Origin of the sequence: Variovorax boronicumulans NBRC 103145 (assembly GCF_001591345.1) — a bacterium.
Lineage (GTDB): Bacteria > Pseudomonadota > Gammaproteobacteria > Burkholderiales > Burkholderiaceae_C > Variovorax > Variovorax boronicumulans.
Genome location: NZ_BCUS01000057.1, coordinates 19,502 through 38,235, shown reverse-complemented (window position 1 = coordinate 38,235; position 18,734 = coordinate 19,502). Strand labels below are relative to the sequence as shown.

Annotated in this window: 24 protein-coding genes; 16 read left to right on the top strand and 8 right to left on the bottom strand. The window is 69.7% G+C overall.

Annotated features, from left to right (window positions below; translation table 11 throughout):
• The coding region (locus VBO01S_RS17515) for a sulfite reductase subunit alpha (RefSeq protein WP_174543673.1) at positions 1–1,262 on the top strand (1,262 nt) is incomplete at its 5' end.
• On the opposite strand, the gene VBO01S_RS17510 is transcribed toward VBO01S_RS17515, so the two are convergent.
• A complete protein-coding gene (locus VBO01S_RS17510) occupies positions 1,263–1,922 on the bottom strand; it encodes a glutathione S-transferase (RefSeq protein WP_062477020.1) in 660 nt (219 codons plus the stop codon). It abuts the gene before it with no gap.
• Between the two features lie 91 nt (positions 1,923–2,013).
• Here VBO01S_RS17510 and VBO01S_RS17505 point away from each other — a divergent pair, with 91 nt between their 5' ends.
• A complete protein-coding gene (locus tag VBO01S_RS17505; RefSeq protein ID WP_062477019.1) occupies positions 2,014–2,886 on the top strand; it encodes a helix-turn-helix transcriptional regulator in 873 nt (290 codons plus the stop codon).
• 64 nt (positions 2,887–2,950) lie between these two features.
• A complete protein-coding gene (locus VBO01S_RS17500) occupies positions 2,951–3,862 on the top strand; it encodes an SDR family oxidoreductase (protein WP_062477017.1) in 912 nt (303 codons plus the stop codon).
• A 6-nt stretch (positions 3,863–3,868) separates the two neighbouring features.
• Here VBO01S_RS17500 and VBO01S_RS17495 read toward each other — a convergent pair whose 3' ends face one another.
• Both VBO01S_RS17495 and VBO01S_RS17490 read right to left on the bottom strand, forming a co-directional pair.
• Positions 3,869–4,447 (bottom strand): GNAT family N-acetyltransferase, encoded by a 579-nt coding sequence (locus VBO01S_RS17495; protein ID WP_062477015.1) that lies wholly within the window; start codon positions 4,445–4,447, stop codon positions 3,869–3,871.
• Between the two features lie 30 nt (positions 4,448–4,477).
• Positions 4,478–4,894 (bottom strand): DUF6841 family protein, encoded by a 417-nt coding sequence (locus tag VBO01S_RS17490; protein WP_062477013.1) that lies wholly within the window; start codon positions 4,892–4,894, stop codon positions 4,478–4,480.
• Between the two features lie 110 nt (positions 4,895–5,004).
• On the opposite strand from VBO01S_RS17490, the gene zigA reads away from it, so the two are divergent.
• The gene (gene zigA / locus VBO01S_RS17485; protein WP_062477011.1) at positions 5,005–6,198 is read left to right on the top strand and encodes a zinc metallochaperone GTPase ZigA; all 1,194 of its coding nucleotides are present in this window, start codon (positions 5,005–5,007) and stop codon (positions 6,196–6,198) included.
• A gap of 13 nt (positions 6,199–6,211) precedes the next feature.
• On the opposite strand, the gene VBO01S_RS17480 is transcribed toward zigA, so the two are convergent.
• Together VBO01S_RS17480 and VBO01S_RS17475 are read right to left on the bottom strand one after the other, a co-directional pair.
• Entirely contained in the window at positions 6,212–6,865 is a 654-nt protein-coding gene (locus tag VBO01S_RS17480; RefSeq protein ID WP_062477009.1) for an FMN-binding negative transcriptional regulator, read from the bottom strand.
• 24 nt (positions 6,866–6,889) lie between these two features.
• Positions 6,890–7,369, bottom strand: coding sequence for a Fur family transcriptional regulator (locus VBO01S_RS17475; RefSeq protein WP_062477006.1), 480 nt, complete (start codon positions 7,367–7,369; stop codon positions 6,890–6,892).
• 168 nt (positions 7,370–7,537) lie between these two features.
• Between VBO01S_RS17475 and VBO01S_RS17470 the strand changes: the two genes are divergently transcribed.
• From VBO01S_RS17470 to VBO01S_RS17440, 7 genes are all read left to right on the top strand, one after another.
• Entirely contained in the window at positions 7,538–8,200 is a 663-nt protein-coding gene (locus VBO01S_RS17470) for an alpha/beta hydrolase (protein WP_062477023.1), read from the top strand.
• Positions 8,201–8,276: 76 nt separating this feature from the next.
• The gene (locus tag VBO01S_RS17465; RefSeq protein WP_062477003.1) at positions 8,277–8,594 is read left to right on the top strand and encodes a putative quinol monooxygenase; all 318 of its coding nucleotides are present in this window, start codon (positions 8,277–8,279) and stop codon (positions 8,592–8,594) included.
• 165 nt (positions 8,595–8,759) lie between these two features.
• A complete protein-coding gene (gshA, locus tag VBO01S_RS17460) occupies positions 8,760–10,316 on the top strand; it encodes a glutamate--cysteine ligase (RefSeq protein WP_062477001.1) in 1,557 nt (518 codons plus the stop codon).
• Positions 10,317–10,467: 151 nt separating this feature from the next.
• The gene (locus VBO01S_RS17455; protein ID WP_062476998.1) at positions 10,468–10,848 is read left to right on the top strand and encodes a response regulator transcription factor; all 381 of its coding nucleotides are present in this window, start codon (positions 10,468–10,470) and stop codon (positions 10,846–10,848) included.
• Between the two features lie 122 nt (positions 10,849–10,970).
• A complete protein-coding gene (locus VBO01S_RS17450) occupies positions 10,971–11,897 on the top strand; it encodes an SDR family NAD(P)-dependent oxidoreductase (RefSeq protein WP_062476995.1) in 927 nt (308 codons plus the stop codon).
• Positions 11,898–12,001: 104 nt separating this feature from the next.
• Positions 12,002–12,418, top strand: a complete 417-nt coding sequence (locus VBO01S_RS17445; RefSeq protein WP_062476992.1) for a nuclear transport factor 2 family protein — start codon at positions 12,002–12,004, stop codon at positions 12,416–12,418.
• Entirely contained in the window at positions 12,408–12,875 is a 468-nt protein-coding gene (locus tag VBO01S_RS17440) for a MerR family transcriptional regulator (RefSeq protein WP_062476989.1), read from the top strand. Before VBO01S_RS17445 ends, VBO01S_RS17440 begins: the two co-directional genes overlap by 11 nt.
• A 3-nt stretch (positions 12,876–12,878) precedes the next feature.
• Here VBO01S_RS17440 and VBO01S_RS17435 read toward each other — a convergent pair whose 3' ends face one another.
• The 3 genes from VBO01S_RS17435 to bamE all read right to left on the bottom strand — a co-directional run bounded on the left by VBO01S_RS17435 (position 12,879) and on the right by bamE (position 14,540).
• Positions 12,879–13,241 carry an HPF/RaiA family ribosome-associated protein gene (locus VBO01S_RS17435; RefSeq protein ID WP_062476985.1) on the bottom strand — a complete coding sequence of 121 codons (363 nt, stop codon included), beginning with the start codon at positions 13,239–13,241 and terminating at the stop codon, positions 12,879–12,881.
• 106 nt (positions 13,242–13,347) lie between these two features.
• Complete coding sequence (locus VBO01S_RS17430) at positions 13,348–13,776, bottom strand: CBS domain-containing protein (RefSeq protein ID WP_062476982.1); 429 nt, start codon at positions 13,774–13,776, stop codon at positions 13,348–13,350.
• Between the two features lie 161 nt (positions 13,777–13,937).
• Positions 13,938–14,540, bottom strand: coding sequence for an outer membrane protein assembly factor BamE domain-containing protein (gene bamE / locus VBO01S_RS17425; RefSeq protein ID WP_062476980.1), 603 nt, complete (start codon positions 14,538–14,540; stop codon positions 13,938–13,940).
• A 216-nt stretch (positions 14,541–14,756) separates the two neighbouring features.
• On the opposite strand from bamE, the gene ylqF reads away from it, so the two are divergent.
• From ylqF to VBO01S_RS17400, 5 genes are all read left to right on the top strand, one after another.
• Complete coding sequence (gene ylqF, locus VBO01S_RS17420; RefSeq protein ID WP_062476977.1) at positions 14,757–15,734, top strand: ribosome biogenesis GTPase YlqF; 978 nt, start codon at positions 14,757–14,759, stop codon at positions 15,732–15,734.
• 54 nt (positions 15,735–15,788) lie between these two features.
• Positions 15,789–16,247 (top strand): Fur family transcriptional regulator, encoded by a 459-nt coding sequence (locus VBO01S_RS17415; protein WP_062476973.1) that lies wholly within the window; start codon positions 15,789–15,791, stop codon positions 16,245–16,247.
• Between the two features lie 102 nt (positions 16,248–16,349).
• A complete protein-coding gene (gene ykgO / locus VBO01S_RS17410; RefSeq protein WP_013542562.1) occupies positions 16,350–16,499 on the top strand; it encodes a type B 50S ribosomal protein L36 in 150 nt (49 codons plus the stop codon).
• Between the two features lie 122 nt (positions 16,500–16,621).
• On the top strand, positions 16,622–17,326 hold the full coding sequence (locus VBO01S_RS17405; protein WP_062476970.1) for an ABC transporter ATP-binding protein: 705 nt from the start codon (positions 16,622–16,624) through the stop codon (positions 17,324–17,326).
• Between the two features lie 4 nt (positions 17,327–17,330).
• Entirely contained in the window at positions 17,331–18,731 is a 1,401-nt protein-coding gene (locus VBO01S_RS17400) for an ABC transporter permease subunit (protein WP_062476967.1), read from the top strand.
• Positions 18,732–18,734 lie beyond the last annotated feature (3 nt).

The window sequence follows — 18,734 nt, the reverse complement described above, 5'->3', positions numbered from 1 at the left end:
CGGCGGGCGATGCGGGCCAGGTGCTGGTCGCCTTTGCGAGCCAGACCGGCCATGCCGAGCGCCTCGCGCTGCAGACGGCCGGCGCGCTGCAGGCCGCCAGCGTCGCGGCGGTGGTGCGGCCTGTGTCCGCACTGAGTGCCGATGCGCTGCTGCATTTCCGCCAGGTGCTGTGGGTGGCCAGCAGCTTCGGCGAGGGTGAGCCGCCCGACAGCGCGCGTGCCTTCGCCCGTGCGTTCGCGCGGCAGAGCGGCCCGGGCTTGCGCCATCTGCGCTACGGCCTGCTCGCGCTGGGCGACCGTCACTACGCGACCTTCTGCGGCTTCGGCCGCAAGCTCGACCACGATCTGCACAACCAGGGCGCGCAGCCGCTGTTCCCGATGATCGAGGTGGACGGCGAAGACCCGGCAGCGCTCGCGCGTTGGCACGACGCGTTGAGCGAGACCTTCGGGGTGCGCGATGCCGCGTGGCCCGTGTCGACCGCACCGGCTTTCGAAGCCTGGCGGCTCGACGGCCGGCGGCTGCTCAATGCGGGCAGCCAGGGCGATCCGCTGTTCGAAATCGAGCTGCGACGCGTCGATGGCAGTGGTGCGATGGACTGGGTGCCCGGCGCACTGGTCGAGATCGTGCCGCGCCAGATGCACGACGACGGCGCCCCGGCGCCCGCGCCGCGCAGCTACTCGGTCGCGTCGATTCCGTCCGATGGCGCCATCCAGCTGCTGGTGCGGCAGGCGCGGCATGACAACGGGCTGGGCGTGGCCTCGGGCTGGCTCACGGTCGGCGCGCCGATGGGCACGGAACTCGCGCTGCGCCTCGTCGCCAACCCGGGCTTCGCGCTGCCCGACGATGCGCGGCCCTGCATCTTCATCGGCAACGGCTCGGGCTTTGCGGGGCTGCGCGCGCTGCTGCGCGAGCGCGCACGCCGCGGGCACGGCCGCAACTGGCTGGTGTTCGGCGAGCGGCAGGCGGCGCACGACGGCTTCGGCGCGGACGAGGTCGCGGCATGGCAGGCGGGCGGCCTCGTGGCGCGCGCCGATTTCGTCTACTCGCGCGACCAGGCGCAGCGCGTGTACGTGCAGGACCGCCTGCGCGAGGCTGGCGAGGTGCTGAAGCAGTGGGTGGACGAAGAGGGCGCGATCGTCTTCGTGTGCGGCAGCCTCGAAGGCATGGCGCCGGGCGTGGACGCGGCACTCACCGAGGTGCTGGGCGAGAGCGGCATGGACGCGCTCATCGCCGAAGGCCGCTACCGCCGCGACGTCTACTGATCAAGCGGGCGGAAAGCTCACGCCCGGTTCGCCCGCCTGCCACGGCGCGTATTTGGCCATGGCACGCGTGAACATCTCCGACGCGGTCCAGCCCGCGAGCCAGGCCTGCAGGCGCGGCCAGGGCTGAGCGTCGAACCAGGCCGTATCGACCATCGCGAACTGGCGCACGAAAGGCATGAGCGCCGCGTCGGCCAGCGTGGCGTGGGCGCCGGCCAGCTGCGCCGACATCGCGAGCCGGTCTTCGAGCCCTTGCAGGAAGCGCGCACCCTCGTCGCGCGCCGAGCCTTCCGATGCCGGGTAACGTGCCGGGTACTTGTAGCGGTCGAGCAGCGGCTTGAAGCCGTTGTCGCAGTCCGCCACCAGCGCGAGCAGGTCATCGAGCGTGCCGCGCTCCGGGACCAGCCAGCGCAGCGGATCGTGGCGGCGCAGCGCCCACAGCATCACGTCCAGGCTTTGCTCCAGCACCGCCGCGCCGCCGTCGAGCACCAGCACGGGGACAGTGCCCTTGGGCGAGGCCGCGAGCATCTCGGCGGGCTTTCGCTTCAGCTCGATCTCGCGCAGCGCGCAGCGCTGCTCGCTCGCCACGAGCGCGAGCCGGGCCCGCATCGCATAGGGGCAGCGGCGGAACGAATAGAGCACGGGGAGGGCGGAATCGGGCATGCGAACAAAAGATGAACAGCGGGAGCCGGCCGATTGTCGAACCATCGGGCCGGGTCGCGCGGCGGCGGGTTTTTCCTCACAATCGACCGCCATGGGCGAACGTCTTTTCCTCCGGCTCCACGACGACCCGCTGCACGGGCCGGAGTCGGGCGTGCCCGACGGCACGCTGCAGGTGCTGCCGATCGCACCGGCCCTGCGGTCGCATGTCTCGCACCTGCTGATGTACCGCGAGACCTTCGCGCCCGGCCACGAGGTGCGCGAGCGCGTGCTGCCCGACGGTGCGATCCGGCTGGTCTTCAACTTCGGCGATGCGCCCTCGGCCGACGACGCGCCGGGGCAGGCGGTCGAAGCCATCGGCGCCTTCGCCGCGCCCGCCGTGGTGCGGATGCGTGACACGGTGGAAGGCCTGTCGGTGGCGCTGCGTCCCGGCGCGGCGGCGGCGCTGCTGGGCGTGCCGGCCGGCGAGATCGCAGGCCGCGCGGTGCACCTGGACGAACTCTGGGGCGGTGAGGGCACGACGCTGCTCGCGCGCATGGCCGAAGCGCGCGGCGATGCCGCACGCGCGCAGCTGCTGCAGCAGGCCTTGATGAAGCGCCTGCAGAAAGCAGGCGACGGCACGCCACCGGCCGCCGCGATGCACGCCGCGCGGCTCATCGCCGCTGCCGACGGGCGCCAGGCGCTGCGCGAGGTGGCGCAGGCGGTCGGCGTGGGCGAGCGCCGGCTGCAGCAGCTCTTTCATGCGCACGTCGGGCTGTCGCCGCGCGCCTGGGGCCGGCTCGCGCGGCTGCATGCCTGCCTGCGCGCGCTGCGCCTGCACAGCGCGCCGGCCTGGGCCGACATGGCGCTGGACCACGGGTTCTACGACCAGTCGCACCTCGTCAACGAGTTCCGCGCCCTGTGCGGCGTGACGCCCACCGAGTTCCTCGGGCGCCGGGTTTCGGTTTCTTCCAAGACGGCGCGCTGAGGCCGGCCTATCGTGGCGGCTTGTCCTGCCCAAGGACCCTCACCGAACGAAGGAGCAACGACACATGACAGCAGCCCTCTCCACCCCTGATGCCGCGCATCGTCCGCTGGCGGGCCGCGTGGCCGTGGTCACCGGCGCCAGCCGCGGCGCGGGCCGCGGCATCGCGCAGGAACTGGGCGCGGCCGGTGCCACCGTGTACGTGACCGGGCGCAGCACCCGCGCGCGGCCGGCGGACAGCTACGGGCAGCTGCTCGCCCTGTCCGAGCTGGCCGCCTTGCCCGGCACCATCGACGACACCGCCGACGAGGTCACGCAACTCGGCGGGCGCGGCATTGCCTTGGCCTGCGACCACACGAAGGAAGACGAGGTGGCGGCGCTGTTCGCGCGCGTCGAGCGCGAGCAGGGCCGGCTCGACCTGCTCGTGAACAACGCCTGGGGCGGCCACGAGAGCTTCACGGGTGTCTTCGAGGCGCCGTTCTGGGAGCACCCGCTCGCCAACTGGGACTCGATGTTCGACCGCGGCGTGCGCAACCACCTCGTGGCCAGCCGCTGCGCCGCGCCGGGCATGGTGGCGCGCAAGCAGGGCCTGATCGTCACCACCACCTTCTGGGACCGCGGCCACTACCTGCGCGGCAACCTGTTCTACGACCTCGCCAAGGCCTCGATGACGCGGCTGGCCTTCGGCATCGCGCAGGAACTGCAGCCGCACGGCGTGGCCTCGGTGGCGGTGTCGCCGGGCTGGATGCGCACCGAGTTCGTGCTCGCGGGCCACAAGACCGACGAAGCGCACTGGCAGGAGCGCCCCGCGCTGGCGCGCACCGAATCGCCGCGCTACCTGGGCCGCGCCGTGGCCGCGCTGGCGGCCGATGCGCAGGTGCTCGACAAGACCGGCCAGGTGCTGCGCGTGGCCGACCTGGCGCGTGCCTACGGCTTCACCGACATCGACGGGCGGCAGGTCGAGGCGTTCGAAATGTAGGGCGCGTCAGCGCAGGTCGCGCACGTCGATGCGAAAGCGCAGCTCGGGCGCGCCACCGAGCCCGGGCTCGGTGATGAACTCCTCGACCAGCACGCCGCCGTTGGCGCGGATCACGCGCTGCGAGGCGAGGTTGTCGGGGCTGGTCGTGATCTCGACATGGTCCAGGCCGATGGCGCGCGCATCGGGCAGCAGCGCGCGCAGCGCGGCGGTGGCGTAGCCCCGGCCGCTTTTCCACGGCACCACGCCGTAGCCGATGTGGCCCAGGCAGTACGAAGGCAGGGCGTTGGTGCCCGGCTGCCAGCGCAGCTGGATGCTGCCGCAGAACTCGCCGTCCCAGAGCCAGCGCCGGTAGCCCGGCAGCCGGGGGACGGTGCCACCGGTGGGCAGCGCGATGGGCGGGCCCTTGGCCTCGCGGTCAACGAGGCCAGAAAGAAAGCCTTCGGGGTCGGTGCGGATCAGCGCCAGTTCTTCGGGGCCGGCTTCGGCTCGCAGGCTGTTGGGCGACCAGCCGCGCTCCAGCGCGGCGATGTAGCCGGGCAGGTGTTCGGGCGACGGCCAGACGAGCTGCAGGGCGGAGGGGGACATGGGACGCGGTCCTTTTTCTTTCGGGTTCATTCAGTACGAGCGCAGGGCGATGCCCCAGCGTCCCTCGGCCTGCACGACGATCCAGAGGTTGGCGTGCGTGCTGAGCACCGCGCCCGCCGCATCGCGCCGCGTGTAGTGCACGACGAAGTGCACCTTGTCCTGGCTCACGAGCACGGGCTCCTTCTTCTCGTACTGCGTGGAGGCCCAGCCGCTGGCCTTGAGCGTGTCGAAGAAATCCACCGGGTGCCGGCCGGGCGTGGGCCAGTCGAGCCGCTGCGCGCCCGAGAGCATCGTGTGCGGAAAGTGCAGCTCGGCGTCCATGCCGCGCGTGTCCGAGGCGTTGAAGGCGGCCGTGAAGCGGTCGAGGCAGGCCGACGCGGCGGCGACGACGGCCGTGTGCGGCGCGTCGGAGGGCGGCGGGGCGACGAAGGCAGAGAAATCGGTCATGCGCTGGATGGTAGGCGAGCGCGCGCCTGTCGGTCACTCGTGCAATAAATGCAACTGAGTTGCGTCAATCCATATAATGCAATTCTGTTGCAACTATGGAGCCTGCCCTCATGGCCGATCGCCTTCCCGTCACCGTGCTGTCCGGCTTCCTGGGCGCCGGCAAGACCACGCTGCTCAACCACATCCTGCACAACCGCGAGGGCCGCCGCGTGGCGGTGATCGTCAACGACATGAGCGAGGTCAACATCGACGCGGCGCTGGTGCGCGAAGGCGGCGCCGCGCTGTCGCGCACCGACGAGAAGCTGGTCGAGATGAGCAACGGCTGCATCTGCTGCACGCTGCGCGAAGACCTGCTGATCGAGGTGAAGCGCCTCGCCAAGGAAGGGCGCTTCGACCAGCTCGTGATCGAGTCGACCGGCATCTCCGAGCCGCTGCCCGTGGCCGAGACCTTCACCTTCGCGGGCGAAGACGGCCAGAGCCTGGCCGACGTGGCGCGGCTGGACACCATGGTCACGGTGGTCGATGCCTTCAACTTCCTTCGCGACTACGGCTCGCCCGACAGCCTGGGCCAGCGCGGCCAGTCGCTGGGCGACGAAGACACGCGCACGGTGGTCGACCTGCTGATCGAGCAGATCGAGTTTTGCGACGTGCTCGTGGTCAACAAGACCGACCTCGTGACGGCCGAGGAGCGCGAGCGGCTGATGGCGATCTTGCGCAGCCTCAACCCGCGTGCGCGCATCGAGGAGTCGGAGTTCGGCCGCGTCGCGCTCGACCGCGTGCTCGACACGGGCCTGTTCGATTTCGAGCAGGCCGAGCAGGCGCCGGGCTGGCTGGCCGAGCTGCGCGGCGAGCATGTGCCCGAGAGCGAGGCCTACGGCATCCGCAGCTTCGTCTACCGCTCGCGCCTGCCGTTCCATCCGCAGCGCTTCTGGGACCTGGTGCAGAGCGAGTGGGAGGGCGTGGTGCGCTCCAAGGGCTTCTTCTGGCTCGCGAGCCGGCCGACCCGCGCGGGTGCGTGGTCACAGGCCGGCGGTGCCTGCCGCTACGGCGTGGCGGGCCTGTGGTGGGCGGCCGTGCCGCGCGAGCACTGGCCGACCGACCCCGACGGGCTTGAACTCATCCGCAAGAACTGGGACGACGCCACCGGCGACGCGCGCCAGGAGCTGGTGCTGATCGGCATCGGCATGGACGAAGCCGCGCTGCGCGCACGGCTCGATGCCTGCCTGCTCACGCCCAACGAGATGCGCTTCGGCCCCTCGTGGTGGCAGAACCTGCCCGATCCGTTTCCGTCGTGGAACGTGTGAGCGCGCGGGCGGTTCAGTCGATGGCGCTGCCGGGCTGCATCGCCTGCTGCACCAGCCGCGCCATGGCCGACGCGTTCTCGGAGCCGACAGCGGTCAGCCCCTGCACCGTGCCTTGACGGTCCTGCAGGGCTTCGTCCTGGCTGGCCTTGAGCTTGCCTTCGAGGCGGTCGATGGGGATCTCGATGCCCACCACGGCGCGCGCCAGCTTGCGGATGAAGGTCTCGGGCGCGTCCGTGGTCTGCCAGGGCACGGGCTGGCCGGCCTCGTTCGCCGCGGTCAGCCGCGCGAGCAGGTCGAGCAGCCAGGCTTCGTCGTCGATGGCGCGCGCGATGCCGTGCGCGTGGGCGACGGCGTAGTTCCAGGTCGGCACCACCTGGCCGTGCTCGGCCTTGCCGGGGTACCAGCCGGGCGTGATGTAGGCCTGCGGCCCCTGGAACATCACGACCGAAGGGGCCGCGGCATCGAGTTGGCGCCACACGGGATTGGCGCGCGACACGTGGCCGAGCAGCGTGCCGAACGGGCCGCGCGAGCGGTCGAGCAGAAAGGGCAGGTGGTTGGCGACCAGCCCGTCGGCGCCCTGAACGACCCAGGCGCCCAGCGGATGCGCGTCGATCAGCGCGTGGCTCGCGCCGAGGTCGGGCTGGCGGTGGTACCGGGAGACGTACACGCGCGGCCTGGTCGGCTCGGCGAGCTACCGCGCACAGTCGCCGCACATGCCGTGCAGCGTGAGCGCCGTGTGCCGCGTGTCGATGCCCTGCTTGCGCAGCGCCTTGCCGAGCCGGCCCATCACCTTGGGCAGTTCGGGGTCGGAGGGCAGGGCCAGCACCTTGTGGCACTGGTCGCATTCGAAGGTGTTGCCCGAGGCGGTGTCGACGTGCCGCGCGAAGCGGTTGACCCGGTCGGCGCCCACGCGGCGGTCGCACAGGCCGGCCTCGACCAGCCGGTCGAGCACGCGGTAGAGCGTGACGCGGTCGGGCGGCTCGCCCGTGGCGGCGGTGTAGGCGGCGGCCACTTCCTCGTGGGTCAGCGGCTGCGAGCCGTGTTCGAGCAGCTCGAGCACGGTCTGGGCGGCGCGCGTCACGCGCAGCCCGCTGCCGCGCAGCAGCGCCTCGCTGTCGAAGGCGGGGCCGGGCGACGAGGTCTTCGGGGACGGGTTCGGGGTGGTCTTCATGCGAAACGCCATTGTGTTGCATCCGGCGCTCCCTTGCGACGGCAAGGACAGCCGGGGGGCCCGGATGTTGCGAGGTGCAAGTCAGCCAACCGGCCGTTTCGCCGCGGCCCGGGTCGCCCGAATGCGCTAAGGTCCGGGCATTCGCATTCCTGAATACCTTCGTTGACCATGTCCCGTCCCCCCATCGAAATCGAAACCGCCCCGAACCCCACCGCCTCGGTGATCCTGATGCACGGCCTGGGTGCCGACGGCAACGACTTCGTGCCGATCGCCGGCGAGCTCGACCTGTCGGCCGTGGGCCCGGTGCGCTTCGTGTTCCCCAACGCGCCCGTCATTCCCGTGACCATCAACGGCGGCTATGAGATGCCCGCCTGGTACGACATCGCGGTGGCCGACCTGGTGGCGCGCGAGGACGAGGCCGGCCTGCGCCGCTCGCAGGCGAGCATCGAGGCCCTCATCGCCAACGAAAAGGCACGCGGCATTCCCGCCCACCGCATCGTGGTGGCGGGCTTCTCGCAAGGCTGCGCGATGGCGCTGATGACGGGGCTGCGCCACGGCGAGCGGCTGGCCGGCATCGTCGGCCTTTCGGGTTACCTGCCGATCGCGGCGACCACGGCGGCCGAGCGCCACGGCGCCAACCACGACACGCCCGTGTTCCTCGCGCACGGCCGGCAGGACCCGGTGGTGCCGCTGGCGCGCGCCGAACAGTCGCGCGACGCGCTGGTGGCGCTGGGCCACCCGGTCGAATGGCACGAATACCCCATGGCGCACTCGGTCTGCATGGAAGAGATCGCCGACCTCAACCGCTTTTTGCTGCGCGTGTTCGGCTGAAGGCCCGCCACGCCGGGCCGCGCGCGCATCCATCCTGATCCTGTCACCCCGAAAGAACGCACAGAAGGAGACCCCCATGATCCTGGTCATCGGACACGCGCTGGCAAAGGCCGACACCCTGCAGGCGATGCTGGCCATCAGCGTGGAACACGTGCTGCGCTCGCGCGCCGAGCCCGGCTGCATCTCGCATGACGTCACGACCGACGTGCAAGACCCGCTGCAGCTCACCTTCGTGGAGCGCTGGAGCGACATGGCGGCGCTGCAGGCGCACTTTCGCGTCGATGCGTCGCGCGCTTTCGGCAAGGCGCTCGCGGCCATGGCCGACGGCGTGCCGTCGATCCATGTCTACCAGTCGGAAGAGATCGACCTCGCGGCGGGCCGCGCCAAGGCCTGAATTTCGAACCCCGCTGCGCGCCGCAAGGCCGGTGGTATTTGAGAGGGTAGCTATGAAAAAAGTAGCAAAAAACAGCATAGCCGGATGCGGGATTCCCTGCTTCAGCAGTGCCTGTCCGCCCGTGCTACCTTCCAGCCCCACAGAAGATTGATGGGTCATAAGAACATGAGCAACAGATTGCAGGAGAGGCTGGGTGCACTCCCGGCCGCGCGATTGAAGGGAATGCGTCGCGGCATCGAGAAGGAAAGCCTGCGCGCGCTGCCCGACGGCAAGCTGGCCCTCACGCCGCATCCGCTGGCGCTGGGCTCGGCGCTCACGCATCCGCACATCACGACCGACTTCAGCGAATCGCAGCTCGAACTCATCACGGGCGTGCACGCGGGCGTGGAGTCGGCGCTCGAAGAGCTCACGCGGGTGCACCAGTTCACCTACCGCGTGCTCGACCAGCTCGGCGACGAGCGCCTGTGGGTGTCGAGCATGCCCTGCGGCCTGCCGACCGACGAGACCATTCCGATCGGCCGCTACGGCTCGTCGAACGTGGGCCGCGCCAAGAGCGTGTACCGCATGGGCCTGAGCCATCGCTACGGCCGCCGCATGCAGACCATCTCGGGCATCCACTACAACTGGTCGCTGCCGGAGGTGTCGAGCGAAGAGTACTTCGCGCTCATCCGCAACTTCCGCCGCCAGGCCTTCCTGCTGCTGTACCTGTTCGGCGCCTCGCCGGCCCTGTGTTCGAGCTTTGTCGCGGGCCGCCCGCACGAGCTGCAGCCGCTGGGCGACGGCAGCATGTACATGCCGCACGGCACCTCGCTGCGCATGGGCCGCCTGGGCTACCAGAGCGAGGCGCAGGCCTCGCTGGCCGTGAGCTACAACAGCCTGGAGGGCTACGGCGCCTCGCTGCAGGACGCGCTCACGCGCCCGTGGCCAGCCTACGAGGCCATCGGCATCCGCAACCTGGGCGGCGACTACAACCAGCTGGGCACCAGCCTGCTGCAGATCGAGAACGAGTTCTACGGCACCATCCGCCCCAAGCGCGTCATCCACTCCGGCGAGCGCCCGCTGCATGCGCTGCGCGAGCGCGGCGTGGAGTACGTCGAGGTGCGCCTGATGGACCTCGACCCCTTCGAGACCGTCGGCATCAACGCGCAGACCATGCGCTTCATCGACGTGTTCCTGCTGCACTGCCTGCTGAACGACAGCCCCGACGACACGCCGCAAGAAATCGCCGACCTGGCGCAGAACCAGCACCTCACGGCCGCGCGCGGCCGCGAACCGGGGCTGAAGCTGCGCCGCGACGGGCGCGAGGTCGGGCTCACCGACTGGGGCCTGGAGCTGGTCGAGCAGTGCCTGCCGATTGCCGCCGCACTCGACGCGGCGCAGGGCGGCACGCAGCACGTCGACGCGGTGCGCGCCGCCAAGGCCGGCCTCGAGAACCCGGACAGCCTGCCCTCGGCCCGCGTGCTCGCGGCCATCGAGCAGCAGCACGGCAACTCCTTCGTCGGCTTCGTGCGCGCCCAGTCGGAGCAGACCCGCGCCGCGCTGCTGGCGCTGCCGTTCTCGGCCGCGCAGCAGGCCGGGTTCGAGCAGATGACGGCCGAGTCGATCCAGGCGCAAAAGCGCATCGAGGCGGCCGACACCATGCCCTTCGAGATCTACCGCGAGCAGTACGTCTCGCCGGCGCGCCTGGGCATGGCCCCCGGCCGCCTGCCGGTCGCGGCCTGAAGCACCCTCACGGCGGCGCCGGCCGGCGCATGCCGACAGCGCCGCTGGCCGATGGCCTACAGCCATTGACCTGTCCGGCTCACCGTGGCGCGGCGGCCAGCCCCGAAGATGGTGTCATGCGCTGCCCAGTTCCGGACCCGAGACACCCACCATGACGCTCCATGCCTACCTGGTCGAGGACAGTCCGGTGATCCGCGAGAACCTGGTCGACTTTCTCGAGGACGTGATCGATGCGCACGTGATCGCCTCGGCCAGCACCGCCGACGAAGCGCTCGACTGGCTGCGCGATCACAAGAGCGATTGGGACCTGGCCATCGTCGACCTGTTCCTGCAGCGCGGCAACGGCCTGGCCGTGCTGAACGCCTGCCGCCAGCGCTCGCCGCACCAGAAGGTGGTGGTGCTCAGCAACTACGCCACCGCCGACATGCGCCTGCGCTCGCAGCAGCTGGGTGCCGATGCCTTCTTCGACAAATCGGCCGAACTCGACCAGCTGGTGGCGTACTGCGCCACCGTCCAGCCGTCGCATGGGTGACTCCCGCCGGGGGCGCCCGGCGGCGAACGGGGCGGGGAACTGAGGTAAAACGTTGGGTTGTTGTCAATTGGCAACCCTCACCAACCCCGACCCACACCGTTCAGACAGCGAGCAGAGACCTCATGAGCAACAGCACCTCCATCGACTTCCAGGGCCGCGTGGCCATCGTGACCGGCGCGGGCGGCGGCCTGGGCCGCCAGCATGCGCTGGCCTTGGCAGCGCGCGGCGCCAAGGTGGTGGTCAACGACCTGGGCGGCGCGCGCGACGGCTCGGGCGGCTCGGTCAGTGCCGCGCAGGCGGTGGTCGACGAGATCAAGGCGGCCGGCGGCGAAGCCATTGCCAACGGCGCCTCGGTGACCGACTTCGAGGCCGTGCAGGCCATGGTCAAGCAGGCGGTCGACGCCTGGGGCCGCGTCGACATCCTGGTGAACAACGCCGGCATCCTGCGCGACAAGAGCTTCGCCAAGATGGAACTGGACGACTTCAAGCTCGTGGTCGACGTGCACCTGATGGGCGCCGTGAACTGCACCAAGGCCGTCTGGGCGCTCATGAACGAGCAGAAGTACGGCCGCATCGTGATGACCACCTCGTCGTCGGGCCTGTACGGGAACTTCGGCCAGAGCAACTACGGCGCCGCCAAGCTGGCGCTGGTGGGCCTCATGCAAACGCTGAGCATCGAAGGCGCCAAGAACGACATCCGCGTGAACTGCCTGGCGCCCACCGCCGCCACGCGCATGACGGAAGACCTGTTCCCCAAGGACATGCTCGAGGCCTTCCGCCCCGAGGCCGTGGTGCCCGCAATGCTGGTGCTGGCCGCGCAGGACGCGCCCAACCGCACCATCCTCTGCGCCGGCGCCGGCACCTTCGAGGCCGCGCACATCACGCTCACGCAGGGCGCGTGGCTGGGCATTGCCGCCGACACGCCCGAGCAGCTGGCCGCGCGCCTGTCGGAAGTGACGGCGCGCGAGGGCGAGGCCGTGCCGCAAAGCGGCGCCGCCCAAGGCGCGAACGAAGTCGCCAAGGGCCAGGCGAACGCCGGCCGACGCTGAGCCTTCGTCACTCGGTGCAGGGCGCTTGACTTCGAGCGCACTCGAGCATTTCCAATGAATTCACCGGATGTCCGGTGTCTTCATTCATCCAAGGAAATCACGCCATGCACACGATCGACAACAAGGCCCTCGTCCAGCGCATCCACGCGGAGCTGGACAAGGGCAACGGCCAGGCCTTCATCGACAGCCTGGCCGACGACGCCAGCTGGACGCTGGAAGGCAGCACGCCCTGGTCGCGCACCTACCAGGGCAAGCAGACGATCCGCGAAGAGCTGATCAAGCCGCTGTTCGGGCAGTTCGCCGGGCCCTATGTGAGCAAGACCGAATGCATCATTGCGGAAGGCGACCGCGTGGTGGTGCTGTTCAGCGGCGACGTGCCCACCAAGGCCGGCAAGCGCTACAACAACCGCTATTGCTACGTCTACCGACTCGAAGGAGGCCAGGTGAAAACATTGACCGAGTACTTCGACACCGCGCTGGTCGAGCGGGCGCTCGACGCGCCGACCGCCCATGCCGGCTGACCCCGCCACTGTCGCCGCCACGCCGTCGTTCCACATCGGCGAGCTGGCCGCGCGCACCGGTCGCACGGTGCACGCCATCCGCTGGTACGAATCGCAGGGCCTCGTGCCCGGCGTGGCGCGCGATGCGGGCGGGCGGCGCGTGTACGGCGAACTGCATGTGGGCTGGCTCGACCTGATGGACCGGCTGCGCCGCACCGGCATGTCGATTGCCGAGATGCGCGACTACACGGCGCTCGCATTGCAGGGCAAGGCCACGCTGCGCCAGCGGCGCGACCTGCTCGAGGCGCACCGCGCGCGCGTGCACCAGACCATTGCCGACTGGCAGCAGGCGCTGTCGCTGGTCGATCGCAAGATCGATTTCTACGACGCCTGGATGGCCGGCGGGCGGCGACCGCCGCTCATTCCGGTGGAAACGCCGCAGCGCCTGCCCGCACCGAAGCGCAAGCCGGCGCGCTGAGCGCTATTCGGCGACGAAGCCCTCGCCGTCGCGGCGGATCGAGTCGCGGGCGCGGTGGTTGTTGAGGCGGCCCAGCGTGTTGTCGAGCAGGCGCTTGAGCTTGTCGGCCGCGCCGCGGAAGGCCTCGTCGAGGCTGGTGGCGTGCTGTGTCACCGCGAGCGGCTGGTGGTGCGCCAGGCGCGCTTCCATCACGCAGCACTTGTCGCCGCCGCCGGCCTTGTCGTGGTTCTCGTCGCTCAGGTGCACCTCGACGCGCGTCACGTCTTCGACGAAACGGCTCAGGTGCTGCTTGATCTCGGTGTCTGCCCAGCGCTCCAGCGTGTCCTTGTTGGTGATGCCATTGCTCGTGTTGACCTGGATCTGCATTGCGTATGTCCCTGCTGGATGGTGAACGAGCCTTCACTGTGCACCCGAAAGAGTGCCCCTGCGCGTAGGTGTGTTGCCCCTTTTTCCCGGGGGCATGGCAGCGTGCTCAGCTCTGGATGTAACTGGTCAGCTGCGTGATGGTCTGCTCGTGCTCGGCAATGATGTCGTCCATCAGGTCTTGAATGGAGATCATGCCCACCACCTTGTCGCCGTCGACCACGGGCAGGTGGCGGAACTTGCGCTGGCTCATGAGCGCCATGCAGGCGCGGGTGCGGGTCTGGGGGGTGACGGTCATCACGTCGGGTGTCATGATCTCGGCGACCTTCATCTCCTTGGAGTTCTTGCCCTGCAGCGCCACCTTGCGGGTGTAGTCGCGCTCGGACAAAAAGCCCACGAGCTTTTCGCCGTCCATCACCATGAGCGCGCCCACTTCGAAATGCGCCAGCGTGGCCAGCGCGTCGAACACGCTGGTGTCGGGCGAGGTGCGCCAGGCGGCGGAATCGTGGCGCTTGAGCAGTTCGGAGACGGGTTTCATCGCAGGCACTCCATTCAGGGGTTTCGATCCGGCCGACGCACGTGGCGGCGCCGTGCTTCGGACAAATCATAGGGGCGGAATCGCCCTTCGCGATGCAAAACCCTCCCGGGTGTTGCGCGTGTCACGCCGCGCACACGAACCCGGGGATGACCAAGAGGTGCTCAGGGTGCGGCGGCGAGCACGCGGCTCAGCGCCACGGCATTGCCCGCGACGTCCTTCACGAGGCCCTGCGCATCGAAGTTCACCTGGAACTCCGACCAGCTGTCGCGCCAGTAGCGCCACACCGGGGCGTCCAGGCTCGGGTTCTCGCTGGCCACCGGGTAGCCCAGCGCCATCAGCACCTGTTCGCGCGTCATGCCGGGCATCACCTTGCCCGCGAGGATGGCGGCGCCCACCGCGGGCGGAAAGCTTGCGATCTTGCGCTTGGGGTCTTCGGTGACCACGTAGCGCTTGGCGAAGTCGATCAGCGTGATGTTGCGGCTGTAGTCGTTCTTGATGCGCTGGGGCTTGCCCGCGAGATCGAGGTTGAAGAAGCGGAAGTCGTAGGCCGTGATGCGCGCCGGCGTGCCCACGGGGACGATGCTCGTGCCCTGTTCGTCGTAGTTGATGTCGCTGATCGAGTCGCCGTAGGTGCGCATGTTGCAGCACAGGAAACCGTCGGTCAGCGGGCCGGGCGGAGGCGACGGGCGCTGGGCGTGCACCGCGGTGGCGGACAGGATGGTGGTGGCCGCGAGCAGGGCGGCGGCGGCAAGGCGCTGGACCATGAAAAGGATCTCCCTCGGTGTGACTTTTTGAAACGGCTGCAGGCGCAGCGCGCGGATTCTAGGGGTGATCTGGCGGCCAACAAGCCAATGAATACGCCAGTTGGTGCTATCAAAAGCGCAGCATCGAGGAATCGGTCCGTTTCCCGGTTCACAATGCGCACCCGGCCTGCGAGGCCGGCCCCCTTCCAGACAGCGCGAAAGAAAGAGCATCCATCGATGGCGATCCAGTGGTTCCCCGGTCACATGTATTCGACCCAGAAGGCCATCACCGAACGGGTGAAGGACATCGACGTGGTGATCGAACTGCTCGACGCGCGCCTGCCAGGCTCCAGCGCCAACCCGATGCTGGCCGAGCTCACGGCCGGGCGGCCCACGCTCAAGGTGCTCAACAAGCAGGACCTGGCCGACCCCGAGCGCACCGAGGCCTGGCTGGCGCACTACAACGCGCTGCCCGACACCCGCGCCATCGCGCTCGATGCCAGCCTGACCATGCCCGCGCAGCGCATCGTGCGCGCCTGCCACGAGCTGTCGCCCAACCGCGGCGGCATGGCCAAGCCGATGCGCGTGCTGATCTGCGGCATTCCCAACGTGGGCAAGTCGACCCTCATCAACACGCTCACCGGCGGGCGCAAGGCCAAGACCGGCGACGAGGCCGGCATCACCAAGCTGGAGCAGCGCATCACGCTGGCCGACGACTTCTACCTGTGGGACACGCCCGGCATGCTGTGGCCGCGCATCATCGTGCCCAAGAGCGGCTACAACCTCGCGGCCAGCGGCGCGGTGGGGCGCAACGCCTTCGACGAGGAAGAAGTGGCGCTGGAGCTGCTCGACTACCTCAAGGCGAACTACGCCGAAGGCATCGTCGCGCGCTTCAAGCTCGTCGAGCTCGATGCCGCCACCCTGGCCGGCATGAAGGACGAAGACGTCCTCGACACCATCGGCCGCAAGCGCGGCGCGCTGCTGGGCAAGGGCAAGGTCAACCTGCAGAAGGCCGCCGAGATCGTGATGCACGAGTTCCGCGCCGGCAACCTGGGGCGCATCACGCTCGAGACGCCCGAGGAGTTCGCGCAGTGGCTGGCCGCCGGCCAGCGCGCCGACGCCGAGCGTGCAGCAAAGAAGGCGGCGCGTGGCAAGAAGGGCAAGGCCAAGCCCGAGGCACCCGAGGCAGACGGCGGCCCGACGGCCGACGCGTGAAGGTCTTGCGCGCGGCTCGCTGAAGGCCGCGCGGGCCGCCCCTATCATCGAGAGATGCAACGTCTCACGCGCCAGCGCAACGCCGTTTTCTCCGCCTTCAGCGACGCCGGTCGCGTGCTGACCGCCCCCGAAATCCTCGAACACGCACGGGCCATCGTGCCCGAGATCAGCCTGTCGACGGTGTACCGCCAGGTCTCGCTGCTGCTGGCCGACGGCGAGATCGCCAAGGTCGAGCTGCCGGGCGAGCCGGCGCGCTATGAAGTGGCCTGCAAGGCTGATCCACACGATCACGCTTCGCACGGCGCCAGCGACGATGCAGGGCACCACCACCATCACTACTTCCATTGCTCGCAGTGCGGCCAGGTGTTCCTGCTGCATGCCTGCCCGGGGCCGATGCACGACCTCGCACCCAAGGGCTTCCAGGTGACGCACCACGAGGTCACGCTGCATGGCTTGTGCGCCGCCTGTGTCGACGCCGGCGCGAAAGCGCCGAAGACGCACCCGCCGCACTGACGACGGCGGGCCCCGGGTGCTGGGGACGGTTAACAAAGTTATTGAGAATGAATTCGCAATAACGTATATTCGCGTGTCCGAACGAACTCCCCGGCCACGCACATGCAAGTCCTGTCCTCGCTCAAGGAAGCCAAGAAGCGTCACCGCGATTGCCAGGTGGTGACGCGGCGCGGTCGCACCTACGTCATCTGCAAGTCCAACCCGCGCTTCAAGGCGCGGCAAGGCGGCGCGAAAAACAAGAACAAGCGCTGACGCGCGGCGGCACCGCTGCCGCCTTCATTCCCCCTCGATGACCGCATCGGCGTGCCCACGCCGGGGGCGCGCCTGCGCGCGTCTTTCCCTTTTCTTCTTCCTTCCATCGGAATCCCTCCGCCATGCTCCGAGCCTCCGGCCTCACCAAACGCTACGGCGCGCACACCGCGCTCGACCGCCTCGACCTCGACATCCGCGGCGGCGACATCTACTGCCTGCTGGGTGCCAACGGCGCGGGCAAGACGACCACCATCAACCTGTTCCTGAACTTCATCGCGCCGACCGACGGCACGGTGCAGATCAACGGCACCGACGTCACGCGCCACCCGGTCGCGACCAAGCAGGACGTGGCGTACATCCCCGAGCAGGTCACGCTGTACGGCACGCTCTCGGGCCTGGAGAACCTGCGCTTCTTCGCCGGCCTGGCGCTGGGCCACGAGTTGCCGCGCGAACGCCTGCTCGCGCTGATGACCGAGGTGGGGCTCGACCACGCCGCCGCCGACAAGCGCGTCAGCATGTATTCGAAGGGCATGCGCCAGAAGGTGTGGATCGCGGTCGCGCTGGCCAAAGAGGCCAAGGCGCTGCTGCTCGACGAGCCCACCTCGGGGCTCGACCCGCATGCCGCGGCCGAGTTCTCCGACCTGCTGCGCCGCGCGGCCGACCGCGGCGTGGCCGTGCTCACCACCACGCACGACCTGTTCCACGCGCAGCAGACCGCCACGCGCGTCGGGATCATGAAGCGCGGCCGGCTGGTCGAGAGTCTCGACGGCGCGCAGATCGGCCAGACCGACCTGCAGTCCCTCTACCTGCAACACATGAGGGCCTGACCCGATGACGATGCGCTGGATCGCCCGACGCGAATTCACCGAACGCCTGCGCGACGGCCGCCTGTACTGGGCCGGCGGGCTCGTGGCCGTGCTGCTCTTCACCGCGCTGGCCGTCGGCTGGGCGCACCAGCGCGGCGCGCATGCCGAGCAGGTGGCCGCGCAGGCCATGGACTACCGCGACTGGCTGCACCAGGACAAGCGCCATCCGCACGACGCCGCGCACCAGGGCATGCACGCCTTCAAGCCCGAGCCGCCGCTGTCGATGGTCGACGCGGGCATCAACCCCTACATCGGCAGCACCGTGTGGCTGCAGGCGCACCGCCAGAGCGAGGTCAAGTTCAACGCCGCGCAGGACGCCACCGGCCTGCAGCGCTTCGGCAACCTGTCGGTGGGCTGGATCTTGCAGGTGCTCGGCCCGCTGCTGGTGATCGTGCTGGGCTTCAACGCCTTCGCGGGCGAGCGCGAGCAGGGCATCCTGCGCCAGACGCTGAGCCTGGGCGTGGCGCCGCTGCGGCTGCTGGCCGGCAAGGCGCTCGCGCTGTCGGCGCTGCTCGCGGTGCTGCTGGTGCCGGCGGCGCTCGTGGCGGCCGTGGCCGTGGCAGTGGGCGCGGAGCCGGGCGGGCGCGTCGATGCGCTGCTGCGGCTGGGCGCGTGGTCGCTGGGCTACGCGGTGTACCTCGGCATCTTCGTGTGCCTGGTGCTGGGCGTGTCGGCGCTGTCGTCCACCTCGCGCATGGCGATCACCGTGCTGCTCGCACTGTGGATCGGGCAGGCCGTGATGGCGCCGCGCGTGCTCTCCGAACTCTCGCGCACCTGGTTCCCGAGCCCGACGCGGCTCGAATTCAACCAGGCGCTGGGCGCGGAACTCAAGGCCGTGTCGAACCAGGTCTGGCAAGAGAACTTCGGCACCACCGAGCGCTGGGGGCGCGACGTGCCGCTGAGCAAGTGGGGCATCGCGCTGCGCCTGGACGACCAGGCCTCGTACCCCGTGTACGACCGCCACTACGGCCGCCTGTGGGACACCTGGGAACAGCAGCAGAAAGTGCAGGAGTGGAGCGGCCTACTGCTGCCGCTGCTCGCGGTGCGCAGCTTCTCGATGGGCATGGCGGGCACCGACTTCTCGCACCACCGGCGCTTCACCACGGCCGCCGAACTGCACCGCCGCAACATCCAGGACCTGATGAGCAAGGACCTCGTGGCGCATGCCGACCCGCTCGGCGACCGCCACTTCTCCTACCAGGCCACGCCCGAGCTCTGGGCCACCGTGCCGCCCTTCGACTACCACCCGCCGGGCGCAGGGTGGGCGCTGCGACACCAGGCGCGCAGCTTCCTCGTGCTGTGCGCCGGCCTGCTGCTCGCGGCGGCCTTCGCGGCCTTTGCCATCCTGCGCCAGCGCGCTCTCTGAGAG